This is a genomic window from Paenibacillus aurantiacus (assembly GCF_042431225.1).
GTDB lineage: Bacteria > Bacillota > Bacilli > Paenibacillales > Paenibacillaceae > Paenibacillus_Z > Paenibacillus_Z aurantiacus.
In genome coordinates, this window is record NZ_JBHMDO010000047.1 from 566400 (window position 1) to 591774 (window position 25375).

Below are 25375 nucleotides of genomic sequence, written 5' to 3' on the forward strand. Positions count from 1 at the left end.
CCAAGCAGGCCTGCGTGTCCAGCCTTCCCGGGACGTTTTGTCCTCCCAACTTAGCGTCGCTCGTGCCACCGCAAGACATGCCTCCGCGGGGGTAACCGGTCAAGAAACCGACAAACTCCTTTGAACGAGCACGGCCTGCGCAACGGGGGGGGCAGCGGGCGAACGACGGGGCCGCTGCCCGGAACGCTCTTTAACTATAATGAACCTGTTCGAACTAGCCCGGCAGTATACTCTTATTTCCCCTTATAACCCGCCGTGTAAAATCATATTCTTCCATGTCCATCGCGGTTCATGTATTCCATAGCTTCGGGCGCTAGCCGTCTGACATGGGCCAAATGCGCGGCCACAAGGCGGTCGTCCTTCTCAGGGTACGAGCAGGCGCAAGCGGCCGCCACCTCCCGCCCTGCTTGCCGGAACAACTCTCCCATCAGCAGCAGCGCGTCCCACATCCGCTCGGGGTCGGCGTCCGGGTAGGTCCGCCGGTACGACGCCCATTCATCCGGTGACAAGTACCGCTCCAAATATTTGCCGAACTTACCCGTGTCAGCCGCATAGTTCGTTCGTGCGCCGACTAGCCATCGCAGCATGCGAACGAGCATCTCGCGGACCGGGCCTTCCATCATCGTCTTCGCGTAAATCAGTTCATCCCGCCATAGACCCTTGGCCACATACGTGCTTACCCACCAAAATTCATTGGCACACGCCGCGAATTCCCGCGCGGTCGGCGGCTTCACGGCATAATCGCGAAGACTCGGCGGGTCGAACGCGCCGATCAGCCCGTCCTTATCGAGCAGCAGCACGCTGAGACTATCGGGTTTAAGTTCCTCCAGGCGGTCCGCTTGGACCAACTGAAGATCGAGCCGGTTGCCATCCGCGAATTGCATCATGTTAATAAAGCCATCACCGAGCTTGCGATCGACATCCAACTGCTCGTCCGATGACTGCGCGATCATCCGCTCGCCGAATCGGTCGAACCAGGCACGCTCTTGGATAATGTCTTCTACTGACACGACGACATACACAATGTCGTAATCCTGAAACATGTCCCGCTTCGCCTCCGGATTCGCCCGCGATCCGTTCAGGATGACCGCCCGAATGCGTTCGTCCTCTCGAGCCGTCGTCATGATCAAATCCATCATCTGCGCTTCATTTCGCATGAAAATCCGCCTCTTTTCCATTTGTTTGCAAACACGCGGCCGCTTATGTTAGAATGTGTGTACTTTAGTTGAACGGAGGGTTACGTGTGATAGATTTTATCCGAGTTCGTACTTTGCGCGGCTAATTGAATAGCGCCAAGGCTCTGCTTGTGTGCAGAGGACTCAGGATAGGTCTGTCCTTTTAAAGGTAACCCATGGAATATCGTACCACGAGATCGCCGCGATTGCAGGTCTCGTCCATACCTTTAGGGAATAAAATATTCGGATTGCGCTTGGATAACACTCGCCTTCATGCGGGTTTGTTTGCCCATAGCTTTCCGAATCGACCGCGTACCCGGCTTACGGCGATGTGATTAACGTCATCGTTTGTACGGTTGCTTCCGACCTCCTCTCATTCGATCTTTCGAACGCACACGCCAGAGCGCCCGTGCGTTTTTTTGCGTCCGCGCGCTTGCCCACCATTCCAATCAAGCCCTAGGAGGAATTCATATATGGAACAATCGAACAACAGAGCCGTTATCGTCGGCGTTAATTTGCAGGATCGCCCCGACTTTGCCTATTCAATGGAGGAACTGCGCAATCTGGCCGAAGCGTGCGACATCGAGGTCGTCGGCGAGCTGACCCAGAACTTGGCCAAAATCAACGGTTCCCACTACTTGGGAACCGGCAAAATCGACGAGCTGTTGGGGCTCTCCGAGGGACTCGACGCCTCCACCGTCATCTTCAACGACGAGTTGTCCCCGTCCCAAATTCGCAACCTGGAGGGCGCGCTGCAGAAGAAGGTCATCGACCGCACGATCCTCATTCTGGATATTTTCTCCGAGCGCGCCCAGACGCGCGAAGCGCAGCTGCAGGTCGAAGTCGCCAAGCTGCAGTACATGCTGCCGCGTCTGGTCGGCCTTCGCGAATCGCTCGGCCGCCAAGGCGGCGGCGCCGGACTCAAGAACAGAGGCGCCGGGGAGACGAAGCTGGAGCTGGACCGCCGCCGGATCGAAGAGCGGATCTCCGCGCTGCAGCAAGAACTCGAGAAGCTCGTCGCCCGCCGTCAGGTGCAGCGCAAGCAGCGACAGAAGACCGGCGTGCCCGTCGTCTGTCTCGTCGGTTACACGAACGCCGGCAAATCGAGCACGATGAATGCGATTTTGGACCGCTACATGCCGGAATCGAACAAACAAGTGCTCGCCAAAGACATGCTGTTCGCCACGCTGGAGACGTCGGTGCGCGGCATTGAACTGCCGGATAATAAGTCGTTCCTTCTCACGGATACGGTCGGCTTCGTCAGCCAGCTGCCGCATCATCTCGTGAAGGCGTTCCGCTCCACGCTGGAGGAGGTCGCCGAAGCCGATCTGCTCGTCCAGGTCGTCGATTATGCCAACGAGGAGCACGAGCGGATGATCGAGGTGACGAACTCGACGCTCAAGGAATTGGGCGCGGATCACATCCCGATGATTTATGCGTACAACAAGACCGATCTGACCGGCGAGACGTACCCGAAGGTAAGCGGCGATTACGTCTATATGTCCGTGAAAGAGAAAGCCGGGCTGGAAGAGCTGGTCGAGCTCGTGAAGGAGAAGGTATTCCAAGACTACGTGGAGTGCGAGGTTATCATTCCGTTCCACGAGGGCCGTCTGGTTGCCTACTTCAACGCCAACGCGCACGTGAGGGAGACCAACTATGAGCCGAACGGCACCCGGCTTACGATGGAATGCAAGACGGCGGATTACGAGAAGTTCAAGCATCTGTTCGTGGAGCCGATCGAAGCCGAATAACGCCATATTGCTTTTTGCCCGCGTCCGAGGTAAGATGTTCACCAATCAGCCATATCCGCGTTGATGGACCAATAGTACCTGATGCGGCGCCAAGCCGCGCAGAAGGCAGCGAGCCGGGGATCGTGCAAGCCCGGCATCTTGTCGGGGAAAAGGCAGTCCGGAGCGGAAGTTAACAAAAGTGGGCGTTCTCGTCTTCGTACGCAAACGTCAACTAGGGTGGAACCGCGGGTGCATATACGCTCTCGTCCCTAGGCATCGCTCCCCCGCGATGACCTGGAGGCGGGAGCTTTTTTTGATATGACGGCTGTAACTTACACTTGAGGAGCGTGCAGAGCTATGAGCAGCAACAAAACGATGGAGCAAATCGTCGCGCTGGCCAAACACCGCGGCTTCGTGTTCCCAGGATCGGAAATTTACGGCGGACTCGCAAACACGTGGGACTATGGCCCGCTCGGCGTCGAGCTGAAGAACAACATCAAACGCGCGTGGTGGAAGAAGTTCATCCAGCAATCGCCGTATAATGTCGGGTTGGATGCCGCGATTCTGATGAACCCGCAGGCGTGGGTCGCCTCCGGCCATGTCGGCAACTTCAACGATCCGATGATCGACTGCAAATCGTGCAAAGCCCGCCATCGCGCGGATAAGCTGATCGAGAACGCCCTTGGCGAGAAGGACATCGAAATCATCGTCGACGGCATGACCTTCGACCAGATGAAGGCGCTGATCGACGAGCACGCGATTGCCTGTCCGGACTGCGGCAGCCGCGATTACACGGACATTCGGCAGTTTAACCTCATGTTCAAGACGTTCCAGGGCGTAACGGAATCGAGCGCGAACACGGTTTACCTCCGACCCGAGACGGCGCAGGGGATATTCGTCAACTTCAAGAACGTGCAGCGGACGATGCGCAAGAAGATGCCATTCGGCATCGGCCAGATCGGCAAGAGCTTCCGCAATGAAATTACACCGGGCAATTTTACGTTCCGCACGCGTGAATTCGAGCAGATGGAGCTGGAGTTCTTCTGCAAGCCCGGCGAGGACCTGCAGTGGTTCGAATACTGGCGCAACTTCTGCCGCGACTGGCTGCTGTCGCTCGGCATGCACGAAGCGAGCATCCGGCTGCGCGATCACTCCGATGACGAGCTGTCCCACTACAGCAACGCCACGACGGACATTGAATACCGCTTCCCATTCGGTTGGGGCGAACTGTGGGGCATCGCCGACCGGACCGATTACGACCTGAAGCAGCATATGGCCCACTCCGGCGAGGACTTCCATTACATCGACCAGGAATCGAACGAGCGCTACGTGCCATACTGCATCGAGCCTTCGCTGGGCGCGGACCGCGTCACGCTGGCGTTCCTTATCGATGCCTATGAGGAGCAGCAGCTCGAGGGCGACGATAGCCGCGTCGTGCTTCGCTTCCATCCGGCGCTTGCGCCGATCAAGGCGGCGGTGTTCCCGCTCTCCAAGAAGCTGGCCGAAGGCGCGCAGCGTATCTTCGCCGATCTGGCCGCCGACTTCATGGTCGACTACGATGACGCGGGTTCCATCGGCAAGCGGTACCGCCGGCACGACGAGATCGGCACGCCGTTCTGCATTACGTACGACTTCGAATCCGAGACGGACGGCTGCGTCACCGTACGCGACCGCGACACGATGGAGCAGACGCGGATGCCGATCAAGGAGCTGAAGGAATATTTGGCCGATCGCGTGAAATTCTAAGGCTAGCCGACCATCGGCGAACAGCCGACTTTGAAGCCAAACAATGCCAGACTACTGATGCAACCGGTGCATGCCGGTTGCTTTTTTTTCGTTTATCGAAACAACCATGCAACTTTAGACTGTAACGTCTCGTCTAAAATGGTGCTAATTTACAAATCGGGATTGGCAAATACTATATGATGAGGGGACACGCAAGTTGAGAAAGTCCATCGCACTCTTCTTCCTCGCGCTCTATGCGGCGGCCGGCATTGCGATCCCTTCCCCTTCGGTCTCGTACGCTTGCAGCTGCGCGGACGTACAGCCTGATGAGGCGCTGGCCGGTGCCAAGCTGGTATTCGCGGGAGAAGTGCTGCGCGTGAAAGAACAACAACGCCCGGCCGGCATCCTCGGTCCAATCGAATACCGGGAAGCGAACCAATTCAAGGTGACGGCATTATGGAAGGGCGTGGATCAGTCCGAACAGATCGTCTTCGACAATGGATCCGAATCCTCCTGCGGCATCGACTTCAAGGTTGGCACGCGCTACCTCGTCTACGCCTACCAAGAGCGCAACGGCGACGCTTACACAGGTCTGTGCAGCGCCAAAGAGCTGGCGGCAGCCGGCGATGACCTTAGGATGCTTGGTCCAGGCAGCGAGCCGCAGCGTATCGTCGATCTGGACGGCGATATGCGCTGGTTGTTCATCCAGGATTACGGCGTTGTCCTTCTCCTTGGCGTTCTCGGTCTCGTCGTCCTCTTGATCGCCGCGAGCCTTACCTGGCGAAGAAGACGCAAGAAACAAGCATAGTCGGCCTACATTTATGTCCAAAATCCATTCGACCTCAGGTGCTGTATGAAATCTAAAATTTGTCTGATGCTCGCCATTTTGCTGCTGCTGCTCTTCCCTTACGGCCGCAAAGCGATGGCCATCCAAACGTATTTTAATGGTTGGCAGGCCGAAATGCGCCACCAGCCGATCGCACGGTCCGGAAGCATATTTCTTCCGCTTGACGATGCCGCGGCCCGCTTCGGACTCGAGCCGAAGACGACCGCTGGCGGCGTGGCGCTTCATGTCAAGAAGTCGGAGGCATCGCAGCTGAACGTGAAGCAGGCAGAGCTTGTGAAGCGTAAAGGCGTGCTGTATTTCCCCGCCCGCAAGCTAAGCGGTTTCGCGAACTTCACCGTAGAATGGAATCCGCGCACGCAACGGCTGAGCATCGCGAGCGACGGCGTTCGCTACCGGACGGAGACGGATGGACTTCCGATCTTGATGTACCATCATTTCCAGACGAATCTGGAGGCCTCTACCATCGTACATCCGAAAGTACTGGAGAAGCAGCTCGCCGCGCTGGCGGGAGGCGGGTATGTGACATTGTCCGCCGAGGAGGCGCAGCAATATTTGAAAGGGGAGCGTCTCTTCCCGAAGAAGCCCGTCTACCTCACCTTCGACGACGGCTACGAAAGCAATTACACGCTGGCCTACCCGCTGCTGCGGCAGTACAAGGCCAAGGCGACTATTTTCGTCATCGCCTCCATGATGCGGCGCGATGCGGCGGACATCACCTCCGAAGGCGCCCCCAAGCTGACTTGGGCGCAGATCGCCGAGATGTCGGCAAGCGGACTGGTCGATATTCAGAGCCATACCTACGACCTGCACCGCAAGGGCAAGGTTCGCGGCTCGAAGATCGAACGCGGTCTTGTTACGGCGCCGGCTTACGTCGGGAAGCGACCGGAGACGAGCGCGGCCTACGAGAAGAAGGTGCTGGACGATTTCAAGCAATCGAAGAATCTGATCGAACGCTATACGCATCGCCCGGTCTTCGTGCTCTGTTATCCGTTCGGCGATTACAGCGCTTCGAGCGAAGCGATCGCTCGAGAAGCCGGCTTTACGATGACGCTGCTCGTCAAACCAGGCATCAACTACCCCGGCAGCCAGCCGAGCACCTTGCGCCTCAAGCGGATTAACGTTACGAACGCCGACGTGGGCGAAGCGTTCCTGAAGAAGCTCTCGCCGGCAGGGTAACCTCATTAATACAGCGATTGTTAACTTCAAAAGCGGCGAGCTAGGAAGAGCACCTTCCTTGGCTCGCCGCTTTTGTATAGGATGCCGAATTTGATCGTTGGCCGCCCCGACGAATTTTGAGCCAGTACGTAACGAATAGTGCTTGCGCCAACAGTCGGCGTAACGCTCGTGACGCGACACCTGACGGTGTCCTACAGGCAGAATGGACACCAAATGGTGTCTATTGTGCCGGTGCGCGACATCTTCCATGAAAGATCAAACCCGGCCAGAGCCATGGTATATTGAATGGTTGCAATGGCACTGTTCAAAAGCGGCGGCTGTACCCTAGCAAGTACTCGCTCCCCTGCTATCCGTCGGGGTCCCCTCTCCGTTACCGGCGTAATGCAGATGAACGAGCTCCACTTCATGCGTGAATCCGAGCTTCTCCGCCAGCGCAATGGAAGCTGCATTGCCCGCCTCGACATGATAGCGAGGGACCAGCCCCCGCTCAATCAAGCTTGCCGCGGCCGCGCCCACGACCTGGGCTGCGAGTCCTCTTCCTCTATGCGAAGCTAAGGTGTGAACTGCGCCAATCTCCCATACCTTCCCGTAGTTGGGGAATGCGAGGCACGTGCTCACCGGACTTCCCTGCTCGTACAGCGTGTATGAGCGAGCGCCTCCGACGAACATCACTTCCAGTTCTTCTCGCGCATATCCGTTGGCCATCCATAGCGGCAGCAGCGCAGCATTCAGCCGACGTTCCTCTGCAACGTCTCGGGACGGCAGCTTAACCAGATCTCCCTTGCCGATCGAGTAGGTATGGAAAGCACGCTTCCGCTCCAGCGTCAGGCGGTTCCGAAGAAGCGCTTCATACTCCGCCCGCTGGACTTTAAAGACGAGCGGCTGATTCAAAGACAACTCCCCGACAAGTTGATCCAGCAGATCCGCATCCGTCCCTGCAAGAAAGACGATATGCGAAGCATCCGGGTATGTCTTCGCATCGTAAGGACAGTCCGACGTTGGCAAACGCAGCAGCATGCTCCACTGTTCGTCATGCTCCAACAGCCGACAGTTCATGGCGGCGCCGTAAGCTTCGAGCATTTTGAGCAGCGTGATGTTCTCCAGTACGCGGCGACTTAACAACGCCTTGATGCGCTCGGACGTGTCCATCATCGGCGGTCGCGCTCGGACGTGACGGATGGCGGCTGTGATTCGCCCGCTTCCTTCCACAATCTCTCCACTTCGGCCAGCCGATCGCCCTCGAACCGCGCGCGGTAAATGTCAGGCTTGCTTGTCCCCGCCCAGAACGCATAGCCGTATCGCGCATCGAAATAATGGAGCAGAATGGTCATGATGTTGCCATGCGTGCCGAGTGCGATTCGTCTGCCCGCATGCTCTGCCAGCAGCTGCTTCACGACCGGCACCGCCCGCTCGCGCGCTTGCCGCGTCGTCTCTCCTTCGGGGAGCGCCGCGTCCAAATCCTCGAAGGAACGCGCAATGGCGCGCCTGAGCTCCTCGTCCGGAATGTCCTCGCGCAGGCTGCCGATCGCCCGTTCCTTCAACGCGTCGTACAGCGCAATTTCCTGCCCGAGCCGCTCCGCCAGCGGCGCGACCGTGTCCCGCGCCCGATGCTGGGGACTCGATACGATGAGGTCGATGCCTTCGCCAGCCAGCAGCTCCGCTACCCGCAGCGCATCCCGCGCTCCCTGTTCCGTCAGTCCCGCTCCTGATCCAGCTCGCTCCAGCTCGCGGGAGAATTGCGTTTGACCATGGCGTACGAAATAGATATAGGTTGTCAGCGTCGTTGTCGAATCAGACATAGAACCTCCTGTACGGCGTCCAGCTTGCCCGGACCCGTTCGAAATTGAAATGTTGGTATAGTCAGTCGGAATACGCGCCTCCGCCTACGCTCGCGCCATTCCAGGCAAAATGAATTGTTTGACGCCCAGCGGCGCATCACCGATGTGGAAATCGGCGATCCCATGATCGGTGCAGCTTGGCAAGCCCTCTCTATCGTTTATCATTCGGTGTAAGGGAATATTTTCCTTCCCAATGTCGCGGCTGCATAGCACCATGCAATCAAAAAAACCGCCCATGAGCGTGCGCTCACGGGCGGTTCTTCCTTGCGGTAAGCTATTCTTTCCGGGTGACCGCGCGTATGTTGGCGTCGGGGTGATGCAGCAGGATTTGCCGACGGGCGTCCTCCGTGCCGATCGCTTCGATCTCCCGATAGTAGACGACGTTATAGTGCCGGTCCGCGAATTCAACGGTATACACTTCTTGTTCGAACTGACCAATCTCCAATCCAGCTCAGCTCCTTTACCACGAATAGACGACTTCAGCACAGTATATTCGCGGATACCCCGAATTACTACGGTTGAAACACCCTTCTTTCCGCGGCATCCACCGTATGCTTGAGCAGCGTCGCAATCGTAACAGGCCCTACGCCAGCCGGGACAGGCGTGACCGCGCTCGCTTTCGCCAGACACGCCTCGTAGTCGACGTCGCCGATATTGCCTTTGTTGTAGCCGGCATCCAGCACGACGGCCCCTTCTTTGATCCAATCGCCCTGGATGAAAGCCGGCTTGCCGACGGCAGCCACGACGATATCGCCCTGGCGGACGAGCTCAGCCAATCCTTCGGTCTTGGAATGGCAGACGGTCACCGTCGCGTTGCGGTTCAGCAGCATGAGCGACACCGGCTTCCCGAGAATCGGGCTGCGTCCGACGACGACGGCGTGCTTGCCTTCGATCGGCAGATCGTAATGGTCAAGAATGGCCATGATCGCCGCAGGCGTACAGGATGGATAGTCCGCTTGGCCGAACGCATTCTGCGCGAAGCCGAGCATCGTCACCCCGTCCACGTCCTTGCCGATGGCGATCGCTTCGAACGCTGCCCGTTCGTCGATATGATGAGGCACCGGATGCTGGAGCAGGATGCCGTGCACGTCTTCATCGCCGTTCAATTGTTCGATGACCGCGATCAGTTCCTCCGTCGTCGTGCCGGCTCCCAGATGAATACGTCGCGATTCGATGCCGAGCCGTTCGCACGCGTTCCCTTTCATGCGCACGTAAGTCGCCGAGGATGGATCGTCCCCGACGAGGATCGTCGCCAGACACGGTACGATCCCCTTCGCCTTCAACGCTTCCACCCGCGAGGTAAGTTCCTCTTTTATCCGGTCCGCCACCATCGTGCCATTCAGTATTAACGCGTTGTCCGCCATCTCGTTCATCCCCTATAATCGTGTGATAACAATAAAAAAAGGCAAGGGAATGCTGCTTCCCTTACCTTCGCCCAGGCGTACGGCTGTTACCGCTTATGCGCTCCCCCATGGTTCCCCATGTTCCGCCAGTTACGCATAACGTTCGATTACAATTATTATAGGATGAAGCGCGCAGCCTGATCAAGTCTGGTTTGGCGATCATGGACCATTTCGGAATTCGCGGCACGGCATGGTAAAGTATGATGAGAGAGGTGGGCCCGACATGGCGCTAGGCATCACAAGAGAAGAGCTGGATGCATGGAAGGCGGCCGTCCTGCGCGGCGAGATCGCGTTCTTGACGCATTACTGGACGGACGACCGTTTCCCTGGTATGCGAACGGTCACCAAGGCAGGCTGCGCGGATCTGGAGCGGTTATCCGACTGGTGCAGGCAGAACGGGCTAAATCCCGCCTATATCCATCGTCGCGACCGATATCCGCATTTCGATCTGATCGGTGAGAAGCAGAAAGAGATTCTCATTCAGGAAGGGCTGACGGCTCACATCGCGCGGTTTCGTCTTTGATCGCCGCACGGCAAATCTAGCAATTGGAACCTTTCCGCTGCTTGAAGCGTCTTAGGGTTGGTTAGGTTACATCGATTAATAGAGCATGGATGAGGAGGAATCTAATCGTGAGGAAAGCATTCGCCGCCTTGATCGCCGCCACGACGCTATCGCTGCAGCTTGCATTCCCGGCGTCCGCGGCCACGATTCAGGGGAGCATTGTAGACTTCTCGCCGACATCGCTGATCAAGAAGGACGGCTCATACTGGGCGTGGAGCGGCAAGCTAGCCGTGCCGACCCAAATTCACGGTCTCACGGACGTGAAGGCCGCTTACCCCGAACAGTTGGTTGTGAAACAGGACGACACCGTCTGGCATTGGCAGCGGGACAACGTCACAGGCCAAGTATCGATCGAACAGATTCCGGGCGCCGTCGGCCTGAACGCGGTACTGCGTTATTGGGGCGACGAGGCGCTGCTCGTCGATACCAGCGGCACGGTCTTCGCCGTTCCCGTGAGCCGGAACGAGCTCGTGCCGTCGAAGACGAGGAAGCTCGAAGGCATCGCGAATGTGGCGAGAATCGCCGCATACGAGGAAGTGACTCCCGATAGCCGCAGGCAAAGCGCGCTCTTGTTCCTGAAGAAGGACGGCTCGGTCGTCAGGAGCACGCCGGAGCTTGCACGCTTCTCGCCGGTTCCGGGCTGGAGCGAAATGCTGGACATCGAGCGGAACGCCGGACTTAAGCGAGACGGAACCGTATGGAAGCTGCCGGAAGAGGTGGCCGAACTAGGGCGCGTCGACGCGAAGGCTAAGCAAGTTCAGGGGCTGTCGAATATCGCGAAGATCAACGGTAACGCCGCCATCGACCAGGACGGACGGCTGTGGTTCTGGGGCAAGGCGGTAATCGGCTATTCCGACGCCGCCGCCTATTACGAGCAGCCGCCGATAATGTTTAGTACCGTCCCGCACGCAAGGGAAGCCTATGTGGTCGATCACAGTCTCGTCGCGTTAACCGATGATGGAAAACTGTACGAATTTTCGCTGGAAGGTTTCAAACTCGCGCCGAACGCCAAGTTCAACCTGCTCGCGACGGGCGTGGAAGAGGTGGAAGCAAGCCGGCATCTCATCTTCCGCTTGAAGGACGGTTCGCTCTGGGGCTGGGGATTCAACAAGAACGCGGAGCTTGGCTATGGCGATTACGAGTTCAGCCACGAGCTGCCCGTTCCCGTGCAGAAGCCGATCGCCGTCATCCTGAACGGAGAATCGGTCGCGCTGACCAACGGCGTCGTCACCCGCGCCAGCCAGGCCTTCGTCCCGCTGCGCTCTGTCTTCGAGAAGCTCGGCGCCAAGCTTGCGTGGAATGACGCGGCCAAACTTGTCACGCTGACAGGTTCCGACTCGGACAAGCCGCTGCAGATTACGATCAACTACCGAACAGGCGTCACGCAGCTGAACGGCGAGACGGTCACGCTCCAGACGCCGCCCTTCAGCGTCAGCGGAACGTCGTACCTGCCGCTTCGCTTCATCAGCGAGCAGCTCGGCGCGCAAGTCGATTGGAACCAGGCCGCGGAGAAGATCGACATCCGCTTCAAGTATTAATCGCCAGCAGCAGCTCCAAGCTTAAGCAAGCCCTGAACGCGCGAAGCGTTCAGGGCTTGCTTTTTGGCGTCTGCCAATTGATCCGCAGATCTTCATCCTTGGCCTGTCGGCTCCGCTCGATTCCGCGTTAGCGATTCACCCGCCAGCTGACAAGTCTGCTGACAATGAACAACGACAGCACGCTGAACGCAAGCATGACGAGGCAATCGAGCATGACGCCTGTCGTCCAGCCATGCAGCAGCACCTGCCGCATGGCGTCCGCAGCATACGTCGTCGGCAGCGCGTACGAGATCCACTGCACGACCGTCGGCAGTTGATCGGCCGTCACCATGACCGGCGACAGGAACGTAATCAGCATCATGAGCGCCTGGCATAGAATGTTCGTCAGCTGATGACTCGGCGACCAGAAGCCGAGGATGATGCCGACGCCGACGATGCTCGTCAGGCACAGCAGCGCCACGAGCGGCAGCGCGGGCGTCACGTGCAGCCTGACATCGAACATCCACTGGCCGAGGAACAGCAAGATGACGAACGAAGGCACCGTGCTCATCAAGCCGCGAATCATGTTGGCCAGCACAAAGTTGATTTTCGAAATCGGCAGCGAGGCATAGAATGTGAAATGGTCCTGATGCTTCTGGAACGAGATTTCCTGCCCGAGCCCGTTAAGTCCCATGACGATAATGCCAAACAGCAGATTCCCCGCCAGCACCTGCACGACGCTCTCGTAGGAGGGATCCGCAATGAAGAAACGCATGAAGATGATCGTCGTCATCGGGATCAGCGTCGCCATCACGATAATCCACACCCAGCTGTTGCGGATCGTCGCGAACTGAATGCGCACGAGAATCGACAGCTCCGTCCACCATCTGCCAAGTCCGGTAGGTACCGTAATCGCGGTCTGCGGCGCAGAATTAACCGACCCTCTCATGCAGCGTCTCTCCTTTCTCCGCTTCCCGGTCAATGTGGAAGTAGACGTCCTCCAGACTTGGCGGAAGAACGGAATATTCTTCGATCGCAAGGTCCGTCCGCGCGATTATCATCTCTAGCAGCGCCGCCGCCCGATGCTTCTCGACGAGCAGCCGGATGCGGTTCTCGCCGCCCTCCTGCACGATGCCCCACGCGGATAGCTCCCGCTCCGCCGCTTCCCGCTGGCCCATCGCGGTGCCGATCTCGAACCGAAGCCGCTGATCGACCCGCTGCTTCAGCTTCGCGACCGCGTCCATCGCCAGCAGCTTCCCGTGGTTGATGACCGCTACCTGGTCGACGACCTGCTCCGCCTCCAGCACGTTGTGCGTCACGAGCAGAATCGTCGCCCCCTGCCGATTATGCTCCTCGATCAGATTCCACACGAGCCGGCGCTTCTTCGGGTCGAGCTCGTTGGTCGGTTCGTCCAGAATGAGCACCGGCGAATGCCCGATGAGCGCCGTCCCGATGCCGACCATCCGCTTCTGCCCGCCGGAGATCCGGTTCAGCTTCTTGCCCGCCAGCTCGCTCATCTCGAACAGCTCCAGCAGCGCCTCGGCCTCGCGCTTCGCTGCGCGGGCGTCCATTCCCCGTAGCCTCGCGGTGAAGACGAGCGCCTCCCTGACAAGTAAATCCGAGAGCACATGAGGGTCCTGCGAGAAATAGGCGACCTCCGAAGCGACGCGTCGCGATTGGGCGTGAACTTCCCCGCCTTCGTACAGCACCCGGCCCGACGTCGGCTTGAGCTGGCCGACGAGCTGCTTGATGAGCGTCGACTTGCCCGCCCCGTTCGGACCAAGCACCCCGAGAATTTCCCCCCGCTTGATGCCGAGCGAAATGTTGTCGTTGGCCAGCTTATGGTTCTTGCCCTTCTTATAGAGCTGGCTAATTCCCTGCGCCTCGAACACGTAATGGCTCACTTCGTTCCCCTCCTTATTTCAGTAACGTCCGCTTGGCCTGATCCATCAGGTTGGACAGCTTCTCGGCGTCGAGCTCGTAATAGATGCGACCGTCCGCCTTCGTGATCCGGATCAGACCGAGGTCGATCAGCAGATTCGTATGATAGTTGATGGCAGCGGGCGTCAACGCCATCAGCTGCGCCAGCTCGCCGGCGTAATGATTGCGCGTCTTGAGCAGCTCCAGCAGGTCGAGCCTGCGTTTGTCCGCGATGACCTTCAGGAACTTCTCGGTCATATCCTTATCCTCTTGCCGTCGCTCCAACGCATCGTTGAAGTAGCCGAGCGACATCCAGCTGCATGCGTCGTCACGCCAATCGACGGCGTTGAAGAACATGCACACCTGCGAAATATAGCTGACGTGCACCCGGGTCCGTTTGGTCACGAGCTTCGGATCGATGCGGGCAATGCGGGTGAACGACCGCTCGGGATCGGCCGCGAACAGCGACTCGTATTTCCGAATTCCCACCTCGCCGAACGCCGCCAGCCGTTCGCGCTCCGGCAGGAAAGCATGGGTCCAGAACGATTCCAATAACAGGACGGTCCGGTGCTGAAACTCCTCCGGATAGCGGGCGCAATCGAGCAGCTCGGCGTGCAGCTCCGCATCCGGCAGCGGATGCGCGGCAGCCAGAAGCTGCAGCAGCTGGGCATCCGTTCGGACCGAAGCGGCATCTCTCCCGTCCAGCCAGTCGATACCCGCGCTTTCGTACACCGCCTCCAGCAGCATGTATACCAGATCGAGCGCATCCCAATTGCGATACCGGTCGAACCATTCCCGCGTGGTGGGCGCCTCTTCGCCGCCGAAGAAGACGTTGTACAACCCGGCGTCCAGCCGGTCGTAGAGCGTGCTTTTGCCGAATAACAGATTCATCTCCCGCTTCACATGACGGGACAGCCGGCCGATCATTCCCTCCAGCATGGCCGTAGCTTCTTCGTCCAGCGCAACGCCCATCTCCCGGCCGAATTCCAGCATAAAATCCTTCTTGGCCGCCATCGAGAGCGCGGCGATGAACTCCAGCGGCTCGCAATAGCCGAACTCCAGCAGCTGTTGCTGCTCGGTAATGGATTGGATAACAAACCTCTCCCTTCGATTTGTTTTTAATGCAGACTTAATTATCGATGTTCTATTTTAAGTGTTGACTTAAAACTAACAAACGCCCGATCTTCTGTCAATATTTTCTATGGTTATTTTCAGGAAATAGCAACGAACTCCCCAGAACGCGCCGAAGTGCTATACTTATGACACGACAAATTTGCGTAAGGAGGCCTCTTCCTTGTTTCATATTCTGCTTGTCGAAGACGACGACAAGATCCGTTCGATCGTGGCTGACACGCTGCGCAAATGGCAAATGCAGGTGACCGAGGCAGTCCGCTTCGACCAGGTGCTGAAGGAATTCGAACAAGCCCGGCCGCATTTGGTCATCCTGGACATCAATTTGCCGGTGTTCGATGGATTCTATTGGTGCCAGCGCATCCGCGCCGCGTCGAAGGTGCCGATTCTGTTCCTATCCTCGCGCGATCAGAACATGGACGTCATTATGGCGATCAACATGGGCGGCGACGATTTCGTGCAGAAGCCGTTCGACCTCGGTATCCTCGTCGCCAAGGTGAACGCGCTGCTGCGCCGCAATTATACATACCAGGACGAGCAGCTGCAGCTGGCGTACGGCGGGCTGACATTCAATCTATCCAATTCATCGATCGCGGTGGGAACGCAGAGCGTCGAGCTGTCCCGCAACGAATTCATCGTGCTGCAGACGTTCATGCGCAGTATCGGCAAAATCCTTTCGCGCGAGGAGCTGATGCAGGCGTTGTGGAACGACGAGCAGTTCGTCGACGACAACACGCTGACCGTGAACGTCAACCGGCTGCGGCGCAAGATCGCTTCGCTGGGCCTTGCCGACTTTATCGCGACACGCAAAGGAATGGGGTATATCGTCGAATGAAGTTTTGGCGCTTCCTGGCGTACGAGCGCCCCTATCTGCTCGCCTTCCTCGCGGTCGTCGCGGTCATGGCGCTCGTGTTCATGACGGACCCCGGCGTCTCGTGGCGCTGGAGCACGGTGCTGTACGCCTGCGCCCTTGCGCTGATCATCGCCGCCGGCTTCACGCTGTACCGCTTTGCGCTCAGCGCTAGCGCGGTCCGGCACATGGACGACGAGGAGACGCGCCCGTTGTCGATGGAGGCGGCCGCCTACCGCGAAGCGATGGAGCTGATGGAGCGCAGGCACATCCAGGCGCTCAACGAAGCAAAGGCGCAGCAGCGCGAGCACTATAATTTCATCGTGTCGTGGTTCCACGAGATCAAGACGCCGATCTCCGTCCTTCGGCTCATGCAGCAGACGCAGATCGACCCGGCCAGCCTGGAAGAGGAACTGGCCCGCATCGAGCATTACGTCGATCAGGCGCTCTATTACGCGAAGCTGGACAGCTTCAGCCAAGATTACGAGATCGGCGAGGTCGACCTTGCGCCATTCATGAAACGCATCGTCAGACGCCACGCGAAGACGTTCATCTCGCGCCGAATCCGGATCGATCTTCGGATGGAGCCGGCGCAATCCGTCCAATCCGACCCGAAGTGGCTCCAATTCATCGTGGACCAGGTCATCACGAACAGCTTGAAATATACGGCCGAGAACGGGGAGATCGTGATCGCAACCCGCGTATTCGCGCAAGAGAAGCAGCTCGTCATCCGGGACAACGGCATCGGCATCGAAGCGAAGGATTTGCCGCGCGTGTTCAACCGGGGCTTCACGGGGACGAACGGGCGGCAGACGCAGGCCAAATCAACCGGCATGGGGCTCTATCTCGCGCAGGAGCTGTCGGGCCGGCTCGGTCATTACATGACCTGCTCGTCGGTGGCCGGCGCGTACACGGAGATGGTGATCCATTTCCCGAAGCACCACGATCCGCATTGGTCGATGCGGCGTGGGACAGCTAGGGGCGAGAGCGATTAACCGAGAAAGCCAAATAACCGCAAGCACGCGGCATCCTCGCCGTTCGCTTGCGGTTATTTTGACGCCTACATATCCCTATCCCCGAGCGCTCGCCAACCGGTAATACAAATTAACCGACGCGAGGTAGAAGACGAAATAGATGATGAAATACACGCCCATGATGGCCCACACCGCGGCCGTCAGCCCCTGGAAGTCCTTCACCGAATCCAGAATATACGACTTGATGATGAACCAGCTGAAGCCAATGCCCAGCACGAGCGGCGGCGCGAACACGAACAGCTGCTGCCTGCGGACGGCGCCGCGGATTTGTTCCTCCCTTACGCCGATTTTGCGCAAAATCGCATACTGCCCGCGAGTTTCCGTCGCCTCGCGCAGCTGCTTGAAATAGATGACGCTCGCCAGCGCGAAGACGGCGATGACCGCGAGGAAGGCGCTCGCGAACAGCATCAGGGCCGAGCCTTCGATCTGCTTCGAGTAGACGTCGGCGAACGAGGAGTAATACGCCTCCGGCTGCTTCGTAATCAGCGCGTGCAGCTCCTTGGACAGCGCCTCGGCATTCTTCGCGTCTTCAATATCGTAGATTTCGAACGTTCTGCGCGCCGCGTCTGCCTGCAACGAGGCATAAGCTTCGTCTGCGACCACTAGAACAGCTGGCTTCTTCACCATAGAGAGCACCGGATCGCTCGCCCAGCCGAGCAGCGCATAGTCCTTCTTCTCGATGACGCTGAACGCAGCCTTCTCCGCCCCTAGCGCAAGTTCCAGACGTTCGGCATCACCGGGCGCGAACGTCTTCGCGAAATCAGTCCCTTGCGAGAGCGATAACGCTTGGTCGCCGGTGAGCGCTATCGTCTGGTCGTCGCCGCGCAGCATGACGATGTCGTTGTACGACTGCTGAGACACGAGCAGCACCTGGGGAAAATAATACTGGGGATTCTCGAACGCATCGTCCAGCGGCGTGCTCGGATCGGACGCGAGCGCCTCCAGCGTGCGATGCCACGCGATGGCGTGGGCGGATGCGCCGATGATGGCTTCCGTTTCCGACCGGACGGCCGGGTCTTTCACTTCATAGGCGATATCATTAGGCAAATTCCTGCCGACCGCGTCGAACTGTACCTGGTAGTTGATTGTCACGAAGCAGGTAAGCAGCATGATCAGCGTGCCGAACAGCGTGATGAACGTCAGATTGAGCGTATTGCCGCGCACCTGGAACCGAAGCGCGGATGTCCACAACATCGTGCCGCCTTCGAAATACCGTCGCCTGCCGCTCATATATTGCAGCAGCCAGCCTGTGAATTGGCGGAAGAACAAGAAGGTGCCGCCGATCATGCCGACCGTGACGATAATCATGCTCGGCAGCGCATAATCCTGCCACATAACCGAGGTCGCCCCGCCGCCGATGACGACGAACGCCGCCGCGAGCAGCACAACTGCCAGCAGCGCCAGCTTGCTGCTTGCCTGAATCGGCTTCTCCATTCGTTCCTTCGCCCGGAACAGCTCGATAAGCTGGACGCGGCGGATGACGAGATGGCTCTGCAGCGTGATGATGACCGCCAGCACCAGCAGCACGGCCACCGTCGTCCCGACCGCTCCGATCGGGAAAGACAGCGAGATGACGCTGTCGTATTGCATCAGCTTCATGAGCAGCATGCCGAACAGCTTCGAGAGCAGGCCTCCGAGCAGAATGCCGCATACCAGCGACACCGCACCGAGCACCAGCGTTTCGTAGAATACCATTTGCGTAATTTGACCCTCCCGCATGCCGAAGAGCAGGTACGTGCCGAATTCCTTTTTGCGCTGCCGCATGAAGAACGAATTGGCGTACAGGATGAAGAAAACAATGAACACGAATACGACCACGGACGCAATCGACACGCCCATTCGGAAGGTATCCCGGTTCTCCAGCGCGCTCAGAATATCTTCGTTGAACATGAGCGACGAGAAGGTGAAATGAATGACGACCCCAATGATCATGGACACCAGGTAGATCGTATATAGGCGGAAATTCCGCTGAACGTTGCGCAGCGTCAGATCGAGCAGGCTCATCGCTTGCCTCCCCCGAGCAGACTCTGCGTATCCAGAATCCGGTCGTAGAACGCCCTATGCCCTTGGTCGCCCGCATACAGCTCGCTGACGATACCGCCGTCCCGAAGGAAAATCACCCTGCTGCAATAGCTCGCCGCGTAAGGATCGTGCGTCACCATCAGAATCGTCGTACCGAACGTCACGTTCAAATGAACTAGTTGTTCGAGCAGCCCCGTGGCCGAGCGCGAGTCGAGCGCTCCCGTAGGCTCGTCGGCGAATACGATCGACGGCTCGGTAATGATCGCGCGCGCCGACGCCGCCCGCTGCTTCTGCCCGCCCGAAATTTCGCTTGGATATTTCTCCAGAATGCTTTCGATGCCCAGCGCCTCGGCAATCGCCTTCAAGCGGGCCTCCATCTCGGGCGTTTTGACGTTGCGCAGCGACAGCGGCAGCAGAATGTTCTCCTTCACGTTCAGCGTATCCAGCAGGTTGTAGTCTTGGAAAATAAACCCCATATGCGACTGACGGAATTCGCGCAGCGCCCGTTTGTTCAGCGCCAGCAGCGACTGTCCCTTCAGCCACACATCGCCGCCGGAGAGCCGGTCGATCGTCGACAGCACGTTCATCAGCGTCGATTTGCCTGATCCGGACGGCCCCATAATGGCGGTGAACTCGCCTTGGTTCACGGTTAGATCGATATTGTTTAACACCTGTGTTTTGCCGTAATGTTTGGATAATTGTTTCGTTTGAATAATGGCTTGCACGTTCGCATCCTCCCTTTCCTGTCCTTACTATAGACCGGAATGGGAGAGCTATCCATTGCGGCAGCAGGAAGAGAGGTGACATTTTTGTCACTTTGGGTCTTCGGTAAGCCTGCATGTCGCAGCAATCAGCGCACAGCTTGCCTGCCGGGTGATAGTAACTCCCCGCCAAGCACCACGGGGTGCTAACGCCACGGCACCCCGCACGCCTCCCTCTTCAAGCCGCCTCTGCCATCCCTTTACGCCTAGCCGAGCTGCTCGACCAAAGCGCGGCTGCGACGCCGACCGCCACGACTACACTGCCCAGCCAAGGATGATACTGCACCGTATTCGCCTTATCCGACAGCACGCCTCCCGCGGCAGCCCCGAGCGCCAGCCCCAGGTGAATGATCGGCGTGTTCAAGCCGAGCACAAGGTCGGCAGCATCGCCGGATTGCCGGATCAAGTACGCATTGAGCGCCGGAGCGGACATGAAGACCGAACCCATCCACAGGATGATCATCGCAAGCCCTCCGGTCAGGGAGGATGCCAGCAGCGGCGTCAACGCCAGCGTTACGACGCCGGCGAGCAAGCTGAACACGAGCATGCCAGACGCGCCATAGCGATCGACTGCGCTGCCGCCCAGACGCGAGCCGACAACTCCGATCAAGCCCAATGCGAACATGATGATGCCGACGCCCCCCGTGCTTACCTCATAAATCGTCTGCAAATACGGCGCCAAATACGTCAGGATGACCGAATGGCTCATACTGTTGAACAACGCTGCGCCAATACCGGCCAGAATGACGGGATTGCGCAGCACCCGCGCTTGCTGCGCGAAAGGAACGCTCGCTCCTCCGGCAATGTTCGGCATCAGCTTCGCCAGCACGCCGGCAACGAGCAGGCTGAGCGCCGCCAGCAGGGCGAAGATGCCGCGCCAGCTCCACCATTCCGCGACGGCCACGCCGATCGGCACCCCGAGCGCCATCGCGAGACTAAAGCCGAGGGCAATCATGCCGACCGCGCTCCCGATTCGGCCAGGCGGCACGAGTTTCGCGATCGAGCTGAGCGCGACCACGCTGTATACGCCTGCGGCGATGCCGAGCACAATTCGCGAGACGACGAGCACGGCGAAACTTGTGCTGAAGAATGCTAACGCGCTGCCGAGCGCGAACAAGGCAAGCGAGCCGACCAATATTTCTTTGCGTTCCCGCTTCGACGTTATCGCGATTAGAAGCGGCGTGCCCACCGCGAACGCGACGGAATACGCTGTGACGAGCTGACCCGCCAAGGCGACCGACAGGTTTAAATCCGCCGCGATTACCTGTAAAATACCAGATACGACCAGCTCGGCGGAACCAGCCAGAAATCCCCCGAGCGCCAACATCATGACCAATGTCCGATTCATAGGCTCCATCTCCTTTAAACCATGTTTTCCTTCTTGTTAGTCATTGTAGTTAAGTTAATAACTTATTGTAAGAAGGCAAAACATTTGGACATGGTCCGTTTCTTTTGATCGACTAACTTTTCGTAAGCGGGTGAACGAATGAACGAGCAAATCCGGCACGAGGAAGAGGATTTATCGAATATTTGCGAGGTGCTTCAAATTCTTGGCGCCAAGTGGTCGTTCCTGATCATAGCCGAGCTATGCAAGGGGCCGAAACGGTTCAAGCAGCTGCAGCGGGACGTGAAGGTGGTCAAGACGCAATCGCTCACCGATGCGCTGCGTCATCTGGAGCATACCGGCATCGTTCATCGCGAGGTGATTCCGACCGTACCCATAACCGTCGTCTATTCGCTGACCGAGAAAGGAATGGATTTCAACGAAGCGCTGAAGGCGATGGACCGTTGGGCCGCCAAATGGTCGGGACGCAAGCCGTGACATGCCAAAGAGGGCGGAAGCAGGCTCTTGGCCGATGGTTTCCGCCCTTTTCGTATTCACCCTTGCATTTTGCGAAGGGCCCCCTCTCCAAACTGCACCCATAGCGGTGCGGATCTTCCGAACGGACCGTTCAAGACGTTGGTTCTTGGCCTCTTCCCTACGTACGGCCTTTCCATGATCAACGCCTCATGGCTTCCGAGACTGGGCGTATCAAGCCAACTCGGTTCATTAGTCAAGCGCAATAGACTCTCCGGCTTTGAGCATGTTGACGATTACCTTGCCTTCCGCGGCGGTCCCCAATCTGGCCGCGATATCCGGCGTTTCCGTATACACCGGCGGATAGTGTACCGCACCATAGTGGATCGGCACCAGCACGCCGGCGCCGAGTATGGCCGCGGCCGCTACGGCTTGCTCTGGCGTCAAACAGATCGGCTGACCGCTGGGCAGCCGTCCTGGCAGCTCGAGCACGGCCCCATTCACCGGCAAGAAGGCCGCATCGAACGGTCCGAATTTCCCGGCTATCCCCCACCAATACCCATGCCACAGCGTATCGCCGCAATGGATCACGCGCCGTTCGTCTCCTTCCACCGCCCAAGCAACCTGCACGTCTCCGACGCCGTCGACGGATTGGAGCGCGGTTATCTTCACGCCGTCTCCGATTTCGAAGGAGCCGCCGACCGCGGCGCCGGTGACGTTCGTCAAGCCTTTGGCACGCGCGGCTTCCGCCATCTCGCTCGGCACGTAGACCGGGATTGCAGCTCCGTATGTCTCGATGATCGCCTGAGGATCGAAATGGTCCTCGTGCAGATGCGTGACCAGGATGGCATCCGCTTCACCGTAAGTACCTAGCGGATACATCGGTTCGCGGGCGGGACCGAACCGTTCGGGAATTCGCGTGACCGGGTCGATCAGAATCGCGATACCGCCCGCCTCAATTCGAATCCCCGCCCAAGGCAAACGTTGAATGTTCATGGACATGACGTTTCCTCCTCTTTTATACCCTCTATACAGAGTTTTCTCGGTTGTTGGTTCCATCGTAGCACGTATTTTTTAACCTGTAAATTATAATTTTAAGGGTTAAAAAAACGCGATATCGTTAATATTTATATTAATAAAATTGCTAATATGTTAATTTTTTAATAGAATAGTTCTACATCATGCCAAAGGCGCATTTCTTGCTTCTGGCATGTATTCATTGCGCATCTCTCAAGGAGGATCACCATGGCAGATATGAAGCAAGCGACGCTCAAATTCCCATCCCCGCCTCCTGCTCAGCCGCCCAAGCCCGTCTTCGTGGCAGGTGAGCCGCCGCCTAAGCCCGAGCCGTACAGTCTGTGGGGCTCCCACGACCCAGCGCTCTTCCGCGATCCGGCGACAGGTGTGTACTATACGTATTGCACCGGCGCTATCGCCAGACGATCCGTTGATCTCATCACTTGGGAGACCATTGGGAAGGTCGTCGAACGGCCGCCGAACGAATCGTCCGACTGGGTCGGCGATACCGGTATATGGGCGCCGGACATCATCAAGGTCGGCGATGAATATCGGCTCTATTGCTCGAATTCCACTTGGGGCGTCCGGCAATCCGCTATTTTCCTGGCGGTCGCGGATAACGCGGAAGGTCCGTTCGAGCCGCGCGGCATCGTGCTGAAGACTAGCCACGAATCCCCGGTCAACGCCATCGACGCCAATCTCATCGTCGAAGAGACGACCGGCGACCATTATATGGCATACGGCTCATTCTGGGGCGGCATGCATATCATCCAGCTGGACAAGGACACTGGTCTCGCAGCAAAGGAAGGCATCGGCACCTGCATCGCGCGAAGACCATTATGGGCGGACGGTGCGATCGAAGGGCCGTATATCCGTTTTAATCCCGATACCGGCTACTACTATTTGTTCGTGTCGTACGGCTCGTTGAAGAGCGACTACAATATCCGGGTTGGCCGTAGCCGAACGCTGCTCGGTCCTTACCTCGATCCGAACGGCCGGGATTTGAACGACGTGGACGATGACCGGTGCGAGATCGGCCTCATGATCGCCTGCGGCTACCGTTTCGGCAGCGGGCAAGGTTACATGGGTCCTGGTCACAATTCGGTCTTGCGCGACGAAGACAATGAATGGTACTTGGCCTGCCATATTCGGGAGCATGATTTCAGCAGCCCGCAGATTGCGACCATGCATGTGCACCGGATGCTCTGGACGCCGGACGGCTGGCCCGTCCTGAACCCGCAGCGTTATGCCGGGGAGCAAACGCAGCCGATCGAGCGGGCGTGGATTGCCGGAGAATACGAACGCATCAAGCTGTCGCCGCTCGTCCCGCAGGGCGTACTCAATTCGGTTCCGATGACGCTTGCAGAGGGCGGACGGTTCGAATGCTGCTCCATCGTAGGGCAATGGGAGCAGATCGACGATACGACGATCGCCATCCGCTACGGCAGCGTGGTGGAGACATTCAAGCTAACGCCTGCGTGGGACTGGCAGCGGCTTGAGCCGACGCTCGCCCTGACCGGCATGGATACACGCGGCGTCGCCGTCTGGGCCAGCAAAATCTAGACGACTATGCAAATAAAGAGCAGCCGCATTCCTCGCGCGCTGCTCCTTGCTTGTTCTCGTTAACCGTCATTCTACCGCAGCAGTTCCGGACGAAACCGCCGCGCAAGCAGACCGCTCGCTTCCGCCGGATCGATCTCGCACGCCAGCAGCTGCTCCACCCCCGCCTCGGTTGCGCAGATCCACTCGCCCGATGGCGACACAATTCCGCTCGGACAGCCTTGCACCGGCAGGGCGTAATTGACGGTGGCGAAGAAAATCCGGTTCTCCTCGCTGCGGCAGCTAGCCGCGCCGGTATAGAACGAGGGCCGGTTCGCTTCTCCGTTGAACATCGGGTGAAAGACGATGCTCGCCCCCCGCGCTGCCGCCCAGCGGACCGTCTCCGGATACCGCCATCCTTCGTGGCAGATGGCGATGCCAAGCGACACGCCGCCGATCTCGAACAACCGGCGTCCATCACCGGGAACATACCCGAACTGATCTTCATCCGGGTCGATCTGGTTTTTCGTCTGGTACCCAAGCACTTCCCCCTCCGCCGAGATGACGAACGCGACCAGATGCAGACCGAACTCGTCCTCCCACTCCGTCGGAAGAATAACCGCGATCCCGTGCTCCGCCGCAAGTGCGCGCACCTGCTCGACGGCTTCCCGCATCCGCCCGTGGTCGTAAGGCTCCACGTCATAGCCAACGCCGCGAAGGCCCGGCAGGACCGATTCCGGGAAACAGACCAGCTCGCAGCCTTGCTTGGCCCCTTCTTCGATCATCGCCGCCGCAATGCTCAGCCCGTCCGCCAAATTCGAGGGAAACCGCGCTTGCGCCAATCCGATTCTCATCCTCACCCTTCTCCCCTCTGCCTGTTCCGCCCGTTATTCGATGCGCGCTCTCCGCCTCCGAAGCCACGTCCAGACAACGACCGCCGTCATATAGACCGCGAAGGTCGCCGTCCCGAGCGAGGCGTATTCGGTTAATCCGAAGCTGTACCAAAAAGCGGAGGCCGTGCTTCCATTCTCGTCCATAAGCTCGATTGGCGCATACGCCAAGCTCATTTCGTCTGTAGACCGCGGCCCGTCGTTGACGTACCGGCTGATTCCTTCCAACGACAAATGGACAAGCGCCGGAACGGCGAGCCCCCCGAGCGCGCCGATGACGATCGTTCGTTTCATAGTCTGTTCCAGTTCTCCTTCCGCTGCATCCGCCTGCCCGGCCTCGTCGCGACAAGACCCCTTTGGACGGGAGGATATCCATTATCGGTCGTCCTCCATCATACATGGGCGGCCTTTTTTTGAAAAGGGGAAGTGCCGCCGTCGTT

General features: G+C 58.5%; 24 protein-coding genes and 1 riboswitch. Of the genes, 10 read left to right on the top strand and 14 right to left on the bottom strand.

Annotation, left to right across the window (positions count from 1 at the left end; translation table 11 throughout):
- Nucleotides 1–263 precede the first annotated feature (263 nt).
- Nucleotides 264–1157, bottom strand: coding sequence for an aminoglycoside 6-adenylyltransferase (locus ACFFSY_RS30820; RefSeq protein WP_377501468.1), 894 nt, complete (start codon nucleotides 1155–1157; stop codon nucleotides 264–266).
- 491 nt (nucleotides 1158–1648) lie between these two features.
- Between ACFFSY_RS30820 and hflX the strand changes: the two genes are divergently transcribed.
- The 4 genes from hflX to ACFFSY_RS30840 all read left to right on the top strand — a co-directional run bounded on the left by hflX (nucleotide 1649) and on the right by ACFFSY_RS30840 (nucleotide 6653).
- Nucleotides 1649–2926 (top strand): GTPase HflX, encoded by a 1278-nt coding sequence (gene hflX / locus ACFFSY_RS30825; protein ID WP_377501470.1) that lies wholly within the window; start codon nucleotides 1649–1651, stop codon nucleotides 2924–2926.
- A 336-nt stretch (nucleotides 2927–3262) separates the two neighbouring features.
- A complete protein-coding gene (locus ACFFSY_RS30830) occupies nucleotides 3263–4651 on the top strand; it encodes a glycine--tRNA ligase (protein WP_377501472.1) in 1389 nt (462 codons plus the stop codon).
- A 196-nt stretch (nucleotides 4652–4847) separates the two neighbouring features.
- Nucleotides 4848–5438: a hypothetical protein gene (locus tag ACFFSY_RS30835; protein ID WP_377501474.1), complete on the top strand. Its 591-nt coding sequence runs from the start codon at nucleotides 4848–4850 to the stop codon at nucleotides 5436–5438.
- Between the two features lie 45 nt (nucleotides 5439–5483).
- Entirely contained in the window at nucleotides 5484–6653 is a 1170-nt protein-coding gene (locus tag ACFFSY_RS30840) for a polysaccharide deacetylase family protein (RefSeq protein WP_377501476.1), read from the top strand.
- A gap of 324 nt (nucleotides 6654–6977) precedes the next feature.
- On the opposite strand, the gene ACFFSY_RS30845 is transcribed toward ACFFSY_RS30840, so the two are convergent.
- From ACFFSY_RS30845 to ACFFSY_RS30860, 4 genes are all read right to left on the bottom strand, one after another.
- Entirely contained in the window at nucleotides 6978–7805 is an 828-nt protein-coding gene (locus ACFFSY_RS30845) for a GNAT family N-acetyltransferase (protein ID WP_377501478.1), read from the bottom strand.
- Nucleotides 7802–8452 (bottom strand): histidine phosphatase family protein, encoded by a 651-nt coding sequence (locus ACFFSY_RS30850; protein ID WP_377501480.1) that lies wholly within the window; start codon nucleotides 8450–8452, stop codon nucleotides 7802–7804. The genes ACFFSY_RS30845 and ACFFSY_RS30850 overlap by 4 nt, the downstream gene beginning before the upstream one ends.
- Before the next feature lie 313 nt (nucleotides 8453–8765).
- Nucleotides 8766–8936, bottom strand: a complete 171-nt coding sequence (locus ACFFSY_RS30855) for a hypothetical protein (RefSeq protein WP_377501482.1) — start codon at nucleotides 8934–8936, stop codon at nucleotides 8766–8768.
- Between the two features lie 67 nt (nucleotides 8937–9003).
- Nucleotides 9004–9855 (bottom strand): bifunctional 5,10-methylenetetrahydrofolate dehydrogenase/5,10-methenyltetrahydrofolate cyclohydrolase, encoded by an 852-nt coding sequence (locus ACFFSY_RS30860; protein ID WP_377501484.1) that lies wholly within the window; start codon nucleotides 9853–9855, stop codon nucleotides 9004–9006.
- A gap of 62 nt (nucleotides 9856–9917) precedes the next feature.
- Nucleotides 9918–9998, bottom strand: a riboswitch (ZMP/ZTP riboswitch).
- A gap of 119 nt (nucleotides 9999–10117) precedes the next feature.
- Here ACFFSY_RS30860 and ACFFSY_RS30865 point away from each other — a divergent pair.
- Nucleotides 10118–10417 carry a hypothetical protein gene (locus tag ACFFSY_RS30865; RefSeq protein ID WP_377501486.1) on the top strand — a complete coding sequence of 100 codons (300 nt, stop codon included), beginning with the start codon at nucleotides 10118–10120 and terminating at the stop codon, nucleotides 10415–10417.
- 107 nt (nucleotides 10418–10524) lie between these two features.
- The gene (locus ACFFSY_RS30870) at nucleotides 10525–11994 is read left to right on the top strand and encodes a stalk domain-containing protein (protein WP_377501488.1); all 1470 of its coding nucleotides are present in this window, start codon (nucleotides 10525–10527) and stop codon (nucleotides 11992–11994) included.
- Between the two features lie 127 nt (nucleotides 11995–12121).
- Here ACFFSY_RS30870 and ACFFSY_RS30875 read toward each other — a convergent pair whose 3' ends face one another.
- Genes ACFFSY_RS30875 through ACFFSY_RS30885 form a run of 3 tightly spaced genes read right to left on the bottom strand, consistent with a single transcriptional unit; the run spans nucleotide 12122 to nucleotide 14886 of the window.
- Nucleotides 12122–12922: an ABC transporter permease gene (locus ACFFSY_RS30875; RefSeq protein ID WP_377501490.1), complete on the bottom strand. Its 801-nt coding sequence runs from the start codon at nucleotides 12920–12922 to the stop codon at nucleotides 12122–12124.
- Nucleotides 12906–13877: an ABC transporter ATP-binding protein gene (locus ACFFSY_RS30880; protein ID WP_377501492.1), complete on the bottom strand. Its 972-nt coding sequence runs from the start codon at nucleotides 13875–13877 to the stop codon at nucleotides 12906–12908. Before ACFFSY_RS30880 ends, ACFFSY_RS30875 begins: the two co-directional genes overlap by 17 nt.
- Before the next feature lie 13 nt (nucleotides 13878–13890).
- On the bottom strand, nucleotides 13891–14886 hold the full coding sequence (locus tag ACFFSY_RS30885; RefSeq protein ID WP_377501494.1) for an ArsR/SmtB family transcription factor: 996 nt from the start codon (nucleotides 14884–14886) through the stop codon (nucleotides 13891–13893).
- Between the two features lie 301 nt (nucleotides 14887–15187).
- On the opposite strand from ACFFSY_RS30885, the gene ACFFSY_RS30890 reads away from it, so the two are divergent.
- A complete protein-coding gene (locus tag ACFFSY_RS30890; RefSeq protein WP_377501496.1) occupies nucleotides 15188–15859 on the top strand; it encodes a response regulator transcription factor in 672 nt (223 codons plus the stop codon).
- Nucleotides 15856–16869 (top strand): sensor histidine kinase, encoded by a 1014-nt coding sequence (locus ACFFSY_RS30895; RefSeq protein ID WP_377501498.1) that lies wholly within the window; start codon nucleotides 15856–15858, stop codon nucleotides 16867–16869. The genes ACFFSY_RS30890 and ACFFSY_RS30895 overlap by 4 nt, the downstream gene beginning before the upstream one ends.
- A 75-nt stretch (nucleotides 16870–16944) precedes the next feature.
- On the opposite strand, the gene ACFFSY_RS30900 is transcribed toward ACFFSY_RS30895, so the two are convergent.
- From ACFFSY_RS30900 to ACFFSY_RS30910, 3 genes are all read right to left on the bottom strand, one after another.
- Nucleotides 16945–18912, bottom strand: coding sequence for an FtsX-like permease family protein (locus ACFFSY_RS30900; RefSeq protein ID WP_377501500.1), 1968 nt, complete (start codon nucleotides 18910–18912; stop codon nucleotides 16945–16947).
- Entirely contained in the window at nucleotides 18909–19655 is a 747-nt protein-coding gene (locus tag ACFFSY_RS30905) for an ABC transporter ATP-binding protein (RefSeq protein ID WP_377501502.1), read from the bottom strand. Before ACFFSY_RS30905 ends, ACFFSY_RS30900 begins: the two co-directional genes overlap by 4 nt.
- A gap of 214 nt (nucleotides 19656–19869) precedes the next feature.
- Nucleotides 19870–21039, bottom strand: coding sequence for an MFS transporter (locus ACFFSY_RS30910; protein ID WP_377501504.1), 1170 nt, complete (start codon nucleotides 21037–21039; stop codon nucleotides 19870–19872).
- A 138-nt stretch (nucleotides 21040–21177) separates the two neighbouring features.
- Between ACFFSY_RS30910 and ACFFSY_RS30915 the strand changes: the two genes are divergently transcribed.
- Complete coding sequence (locus ACFFSY_RS30915) at nucleotides 21178–21513, top strand: winged helix-turn-helix transcriptional regulator (RefSeq protein WP_377501506.1); 336 nt, start codon at nucleotides 21178–21180, stop codon at nucleotides 21511–21513.
- Between the two features lie 228 nt (nucleotides 21514–21741).
- Here ACFFSY_RS30915 and ACFFSY_RS30920 read toward each other — a convergent pair whose 3' ends face one another.
- Nucleotides 21742–22491, bottom strand: a complete 750-nt coding sequence (locus tag ACFFSY_RS30920; RefSeq protein ID WP_377501508.1) for an MBL fold metallo-hydrolase — start codon at nucleotides 22489–22491, stop codon at nucleotides 21742–21744.
- A gap of 243 nt (nucleotides 22492–22734) precedes the next feature.
- Between ACFFSY_RS30920 and ACFFSY_RS30925 the strand changes: the two genes are divergently transcribed.
- A complete protein-coding gene (locus ACFFSY_RS30925; RefSeq protein ID WP_377501510.1) occupies nucleotides 22735–24069 on the top strand; it encodes an arabinan endo-1,5-alpha-L-arabinosidase in 1335 nt (444 codons plus the stop codon).
- A 71-nt stretch (nucleotides 24070–24140) separates the two neighbouring features.
- Here the strand turns inward: ACFFSY_RS30925 and ACFFSY_RS30930 are convergent, their stop codons facing one another.
- Nucleotides 24141–24899: a carbon-nitrogen hydrolase family protein gene (locus tag ACFFSY_RS30930; protein WP_377501512.1), complete on the bottom strand. Its 759-nt coding sequence runs from the start codon at nucleotides 24897–24899 to the stop codon at nucleotides 24141–24143.
- Nucleotides 24900–24932: 33 nt separating this feature from the next.
- A complete protein-coding gene (locus ACFFSY_RS30935; protein WP_377501513.1) occupies nucleotides 24933–25229 on the bottom strand; it encodes a hypothetical protein in 297 nt (98 codons plus the stop codon).
- Nucleotides 25230–25375: the final 146 nt, after the last annotated feature.

Bases quoted from the DNA above. Each gene is read 5' to 3' on its own strand.
- ACFFSY_RS30820 (WP_377501468.1), bottom strand. From the start codon at position 1,157: ATGCGAAATGAAGCGCAGATGATGGATTTGATCATGACGACGGCTCGA.
- hflX (WP_377501470.1), top strand. From the start codon at position 1,649: ATGGAACAATCGAACAACAGAGCCGTTATCGTCGGCGTTAATTTGCAG.
- ACFFSY_RS30830 (WP_377501472.1), top strand. From the start codon at position 3,263: ATGAGCAGCAACAAAACGATGGAGCAAATCGTCGCGCTGGCCAAACAC.
- ACFFSY_RS30840 (WP_377501476.1), top strand. From the start codon at position 5,484: ATGAAATCTAAAATTTGTCTGATGCTCGCCATTTTGCTGCTGCTGCTC.
- ACFFSY_RS30845 (WP_377501478.1), bottom strand. From the start codon at position 7,805: ATGATGGACACGTCCGAGCGCATCAAGGCGTTGTTAAGTCGCCGCGTA.
- ACFFSY_RS30850 (WP_377501480.1), bottom strand. From the start codon at position 8,452: ATGTCTGATTCGACAACGACGCTGACAACCTATATCTATTTCGTACGC.
- ACFFSY_RS30860 (WP_377501484.1), bottom strand. From the start codon at position 9,855: ATGGCGGACAACGCGTTAATACTGAATGGCACGATGGTGGCGGACCGG.
- ACFFSY_RS30865 (WP_377501486.1), top strand. From the start codon at position 10,118: ATGGCGCTAGGCATCACAAGAGAAGAGCTGGATGCATGGAAGGCGGCC.
- ACFFSY_RS30875 (WP_377501490.1), bottom strand. From the start codon at position 12,922: ATGAGAGGGTCGGTTAATTCTGCGCCGCAGACCGCGATTACGGTACCT.
- ACFFSY_RS30885 (WP_377501494.1), bottom strand. From the start codon at position 14,886: ATGCTGGAATTCGGCCGGGAGATGGGCGTTGCGCTGGACGAAGAAGCT.
- ACFFSY_RS30895 (WP_377501498.1), top strand. From the start codon at position 15,856: ATGAAGTTTTGGCGCTTCCTGGCGTACGAGCGCCCCTATCTGCTCGCC.
- ACFFSY_RS30900 (WP_377501500.1), bottom strand. From the start codon at position 18,912: ATGAGCCTGCTCGATCTGACGCTGCGCAACGTTCAGCGGAATTTCCGC.
- ACFFSY_RS30910 (WP_377501504.1), bottom strand. From the start codon at position 21,039: ATGAATCGGACATTGGTCATGATGTTGGCGCTCGGGGGATTTCTGGCT.
- ACFFSY_RS30915 (WP_377501506.1), top strand. From the start codon at position 21,178: ATGAACGAGCAAATCCGGCACGAGGAAGAGGATTTATCGAATATTTGC.
- ACFFSY_RS30920 (WP_377501508.1), bottom strand. From the start codon at position 22,491: ATGTCCATGAACATTCAACGTTTGCCTTGGGCGGGGATTCGAATTGAG.
- ACFFSY_RS30925 (WP_377501510.1), top strand. From the start codon at position 22,735: ATGGCAGATATGAAGCAAGCGACGCTCAAATTCCCATCCCCGCCTCCT.
- ACFFSY_RS30930 (WP_377501512.1), bottom strand. From the start codon at position 24,899: ATGAGAATCGGATTGGCGCAAGCGCGGTTTCCCTCGAATTTGGCGGAC.
- ACFFSY_RS30935 (WP_377501513.1), bottom strand. From the start codon at position 25,229: ATGAAACGAACGATCGTCATCGGCGCGCTCGGGGGGCTCGCCGTTCCG.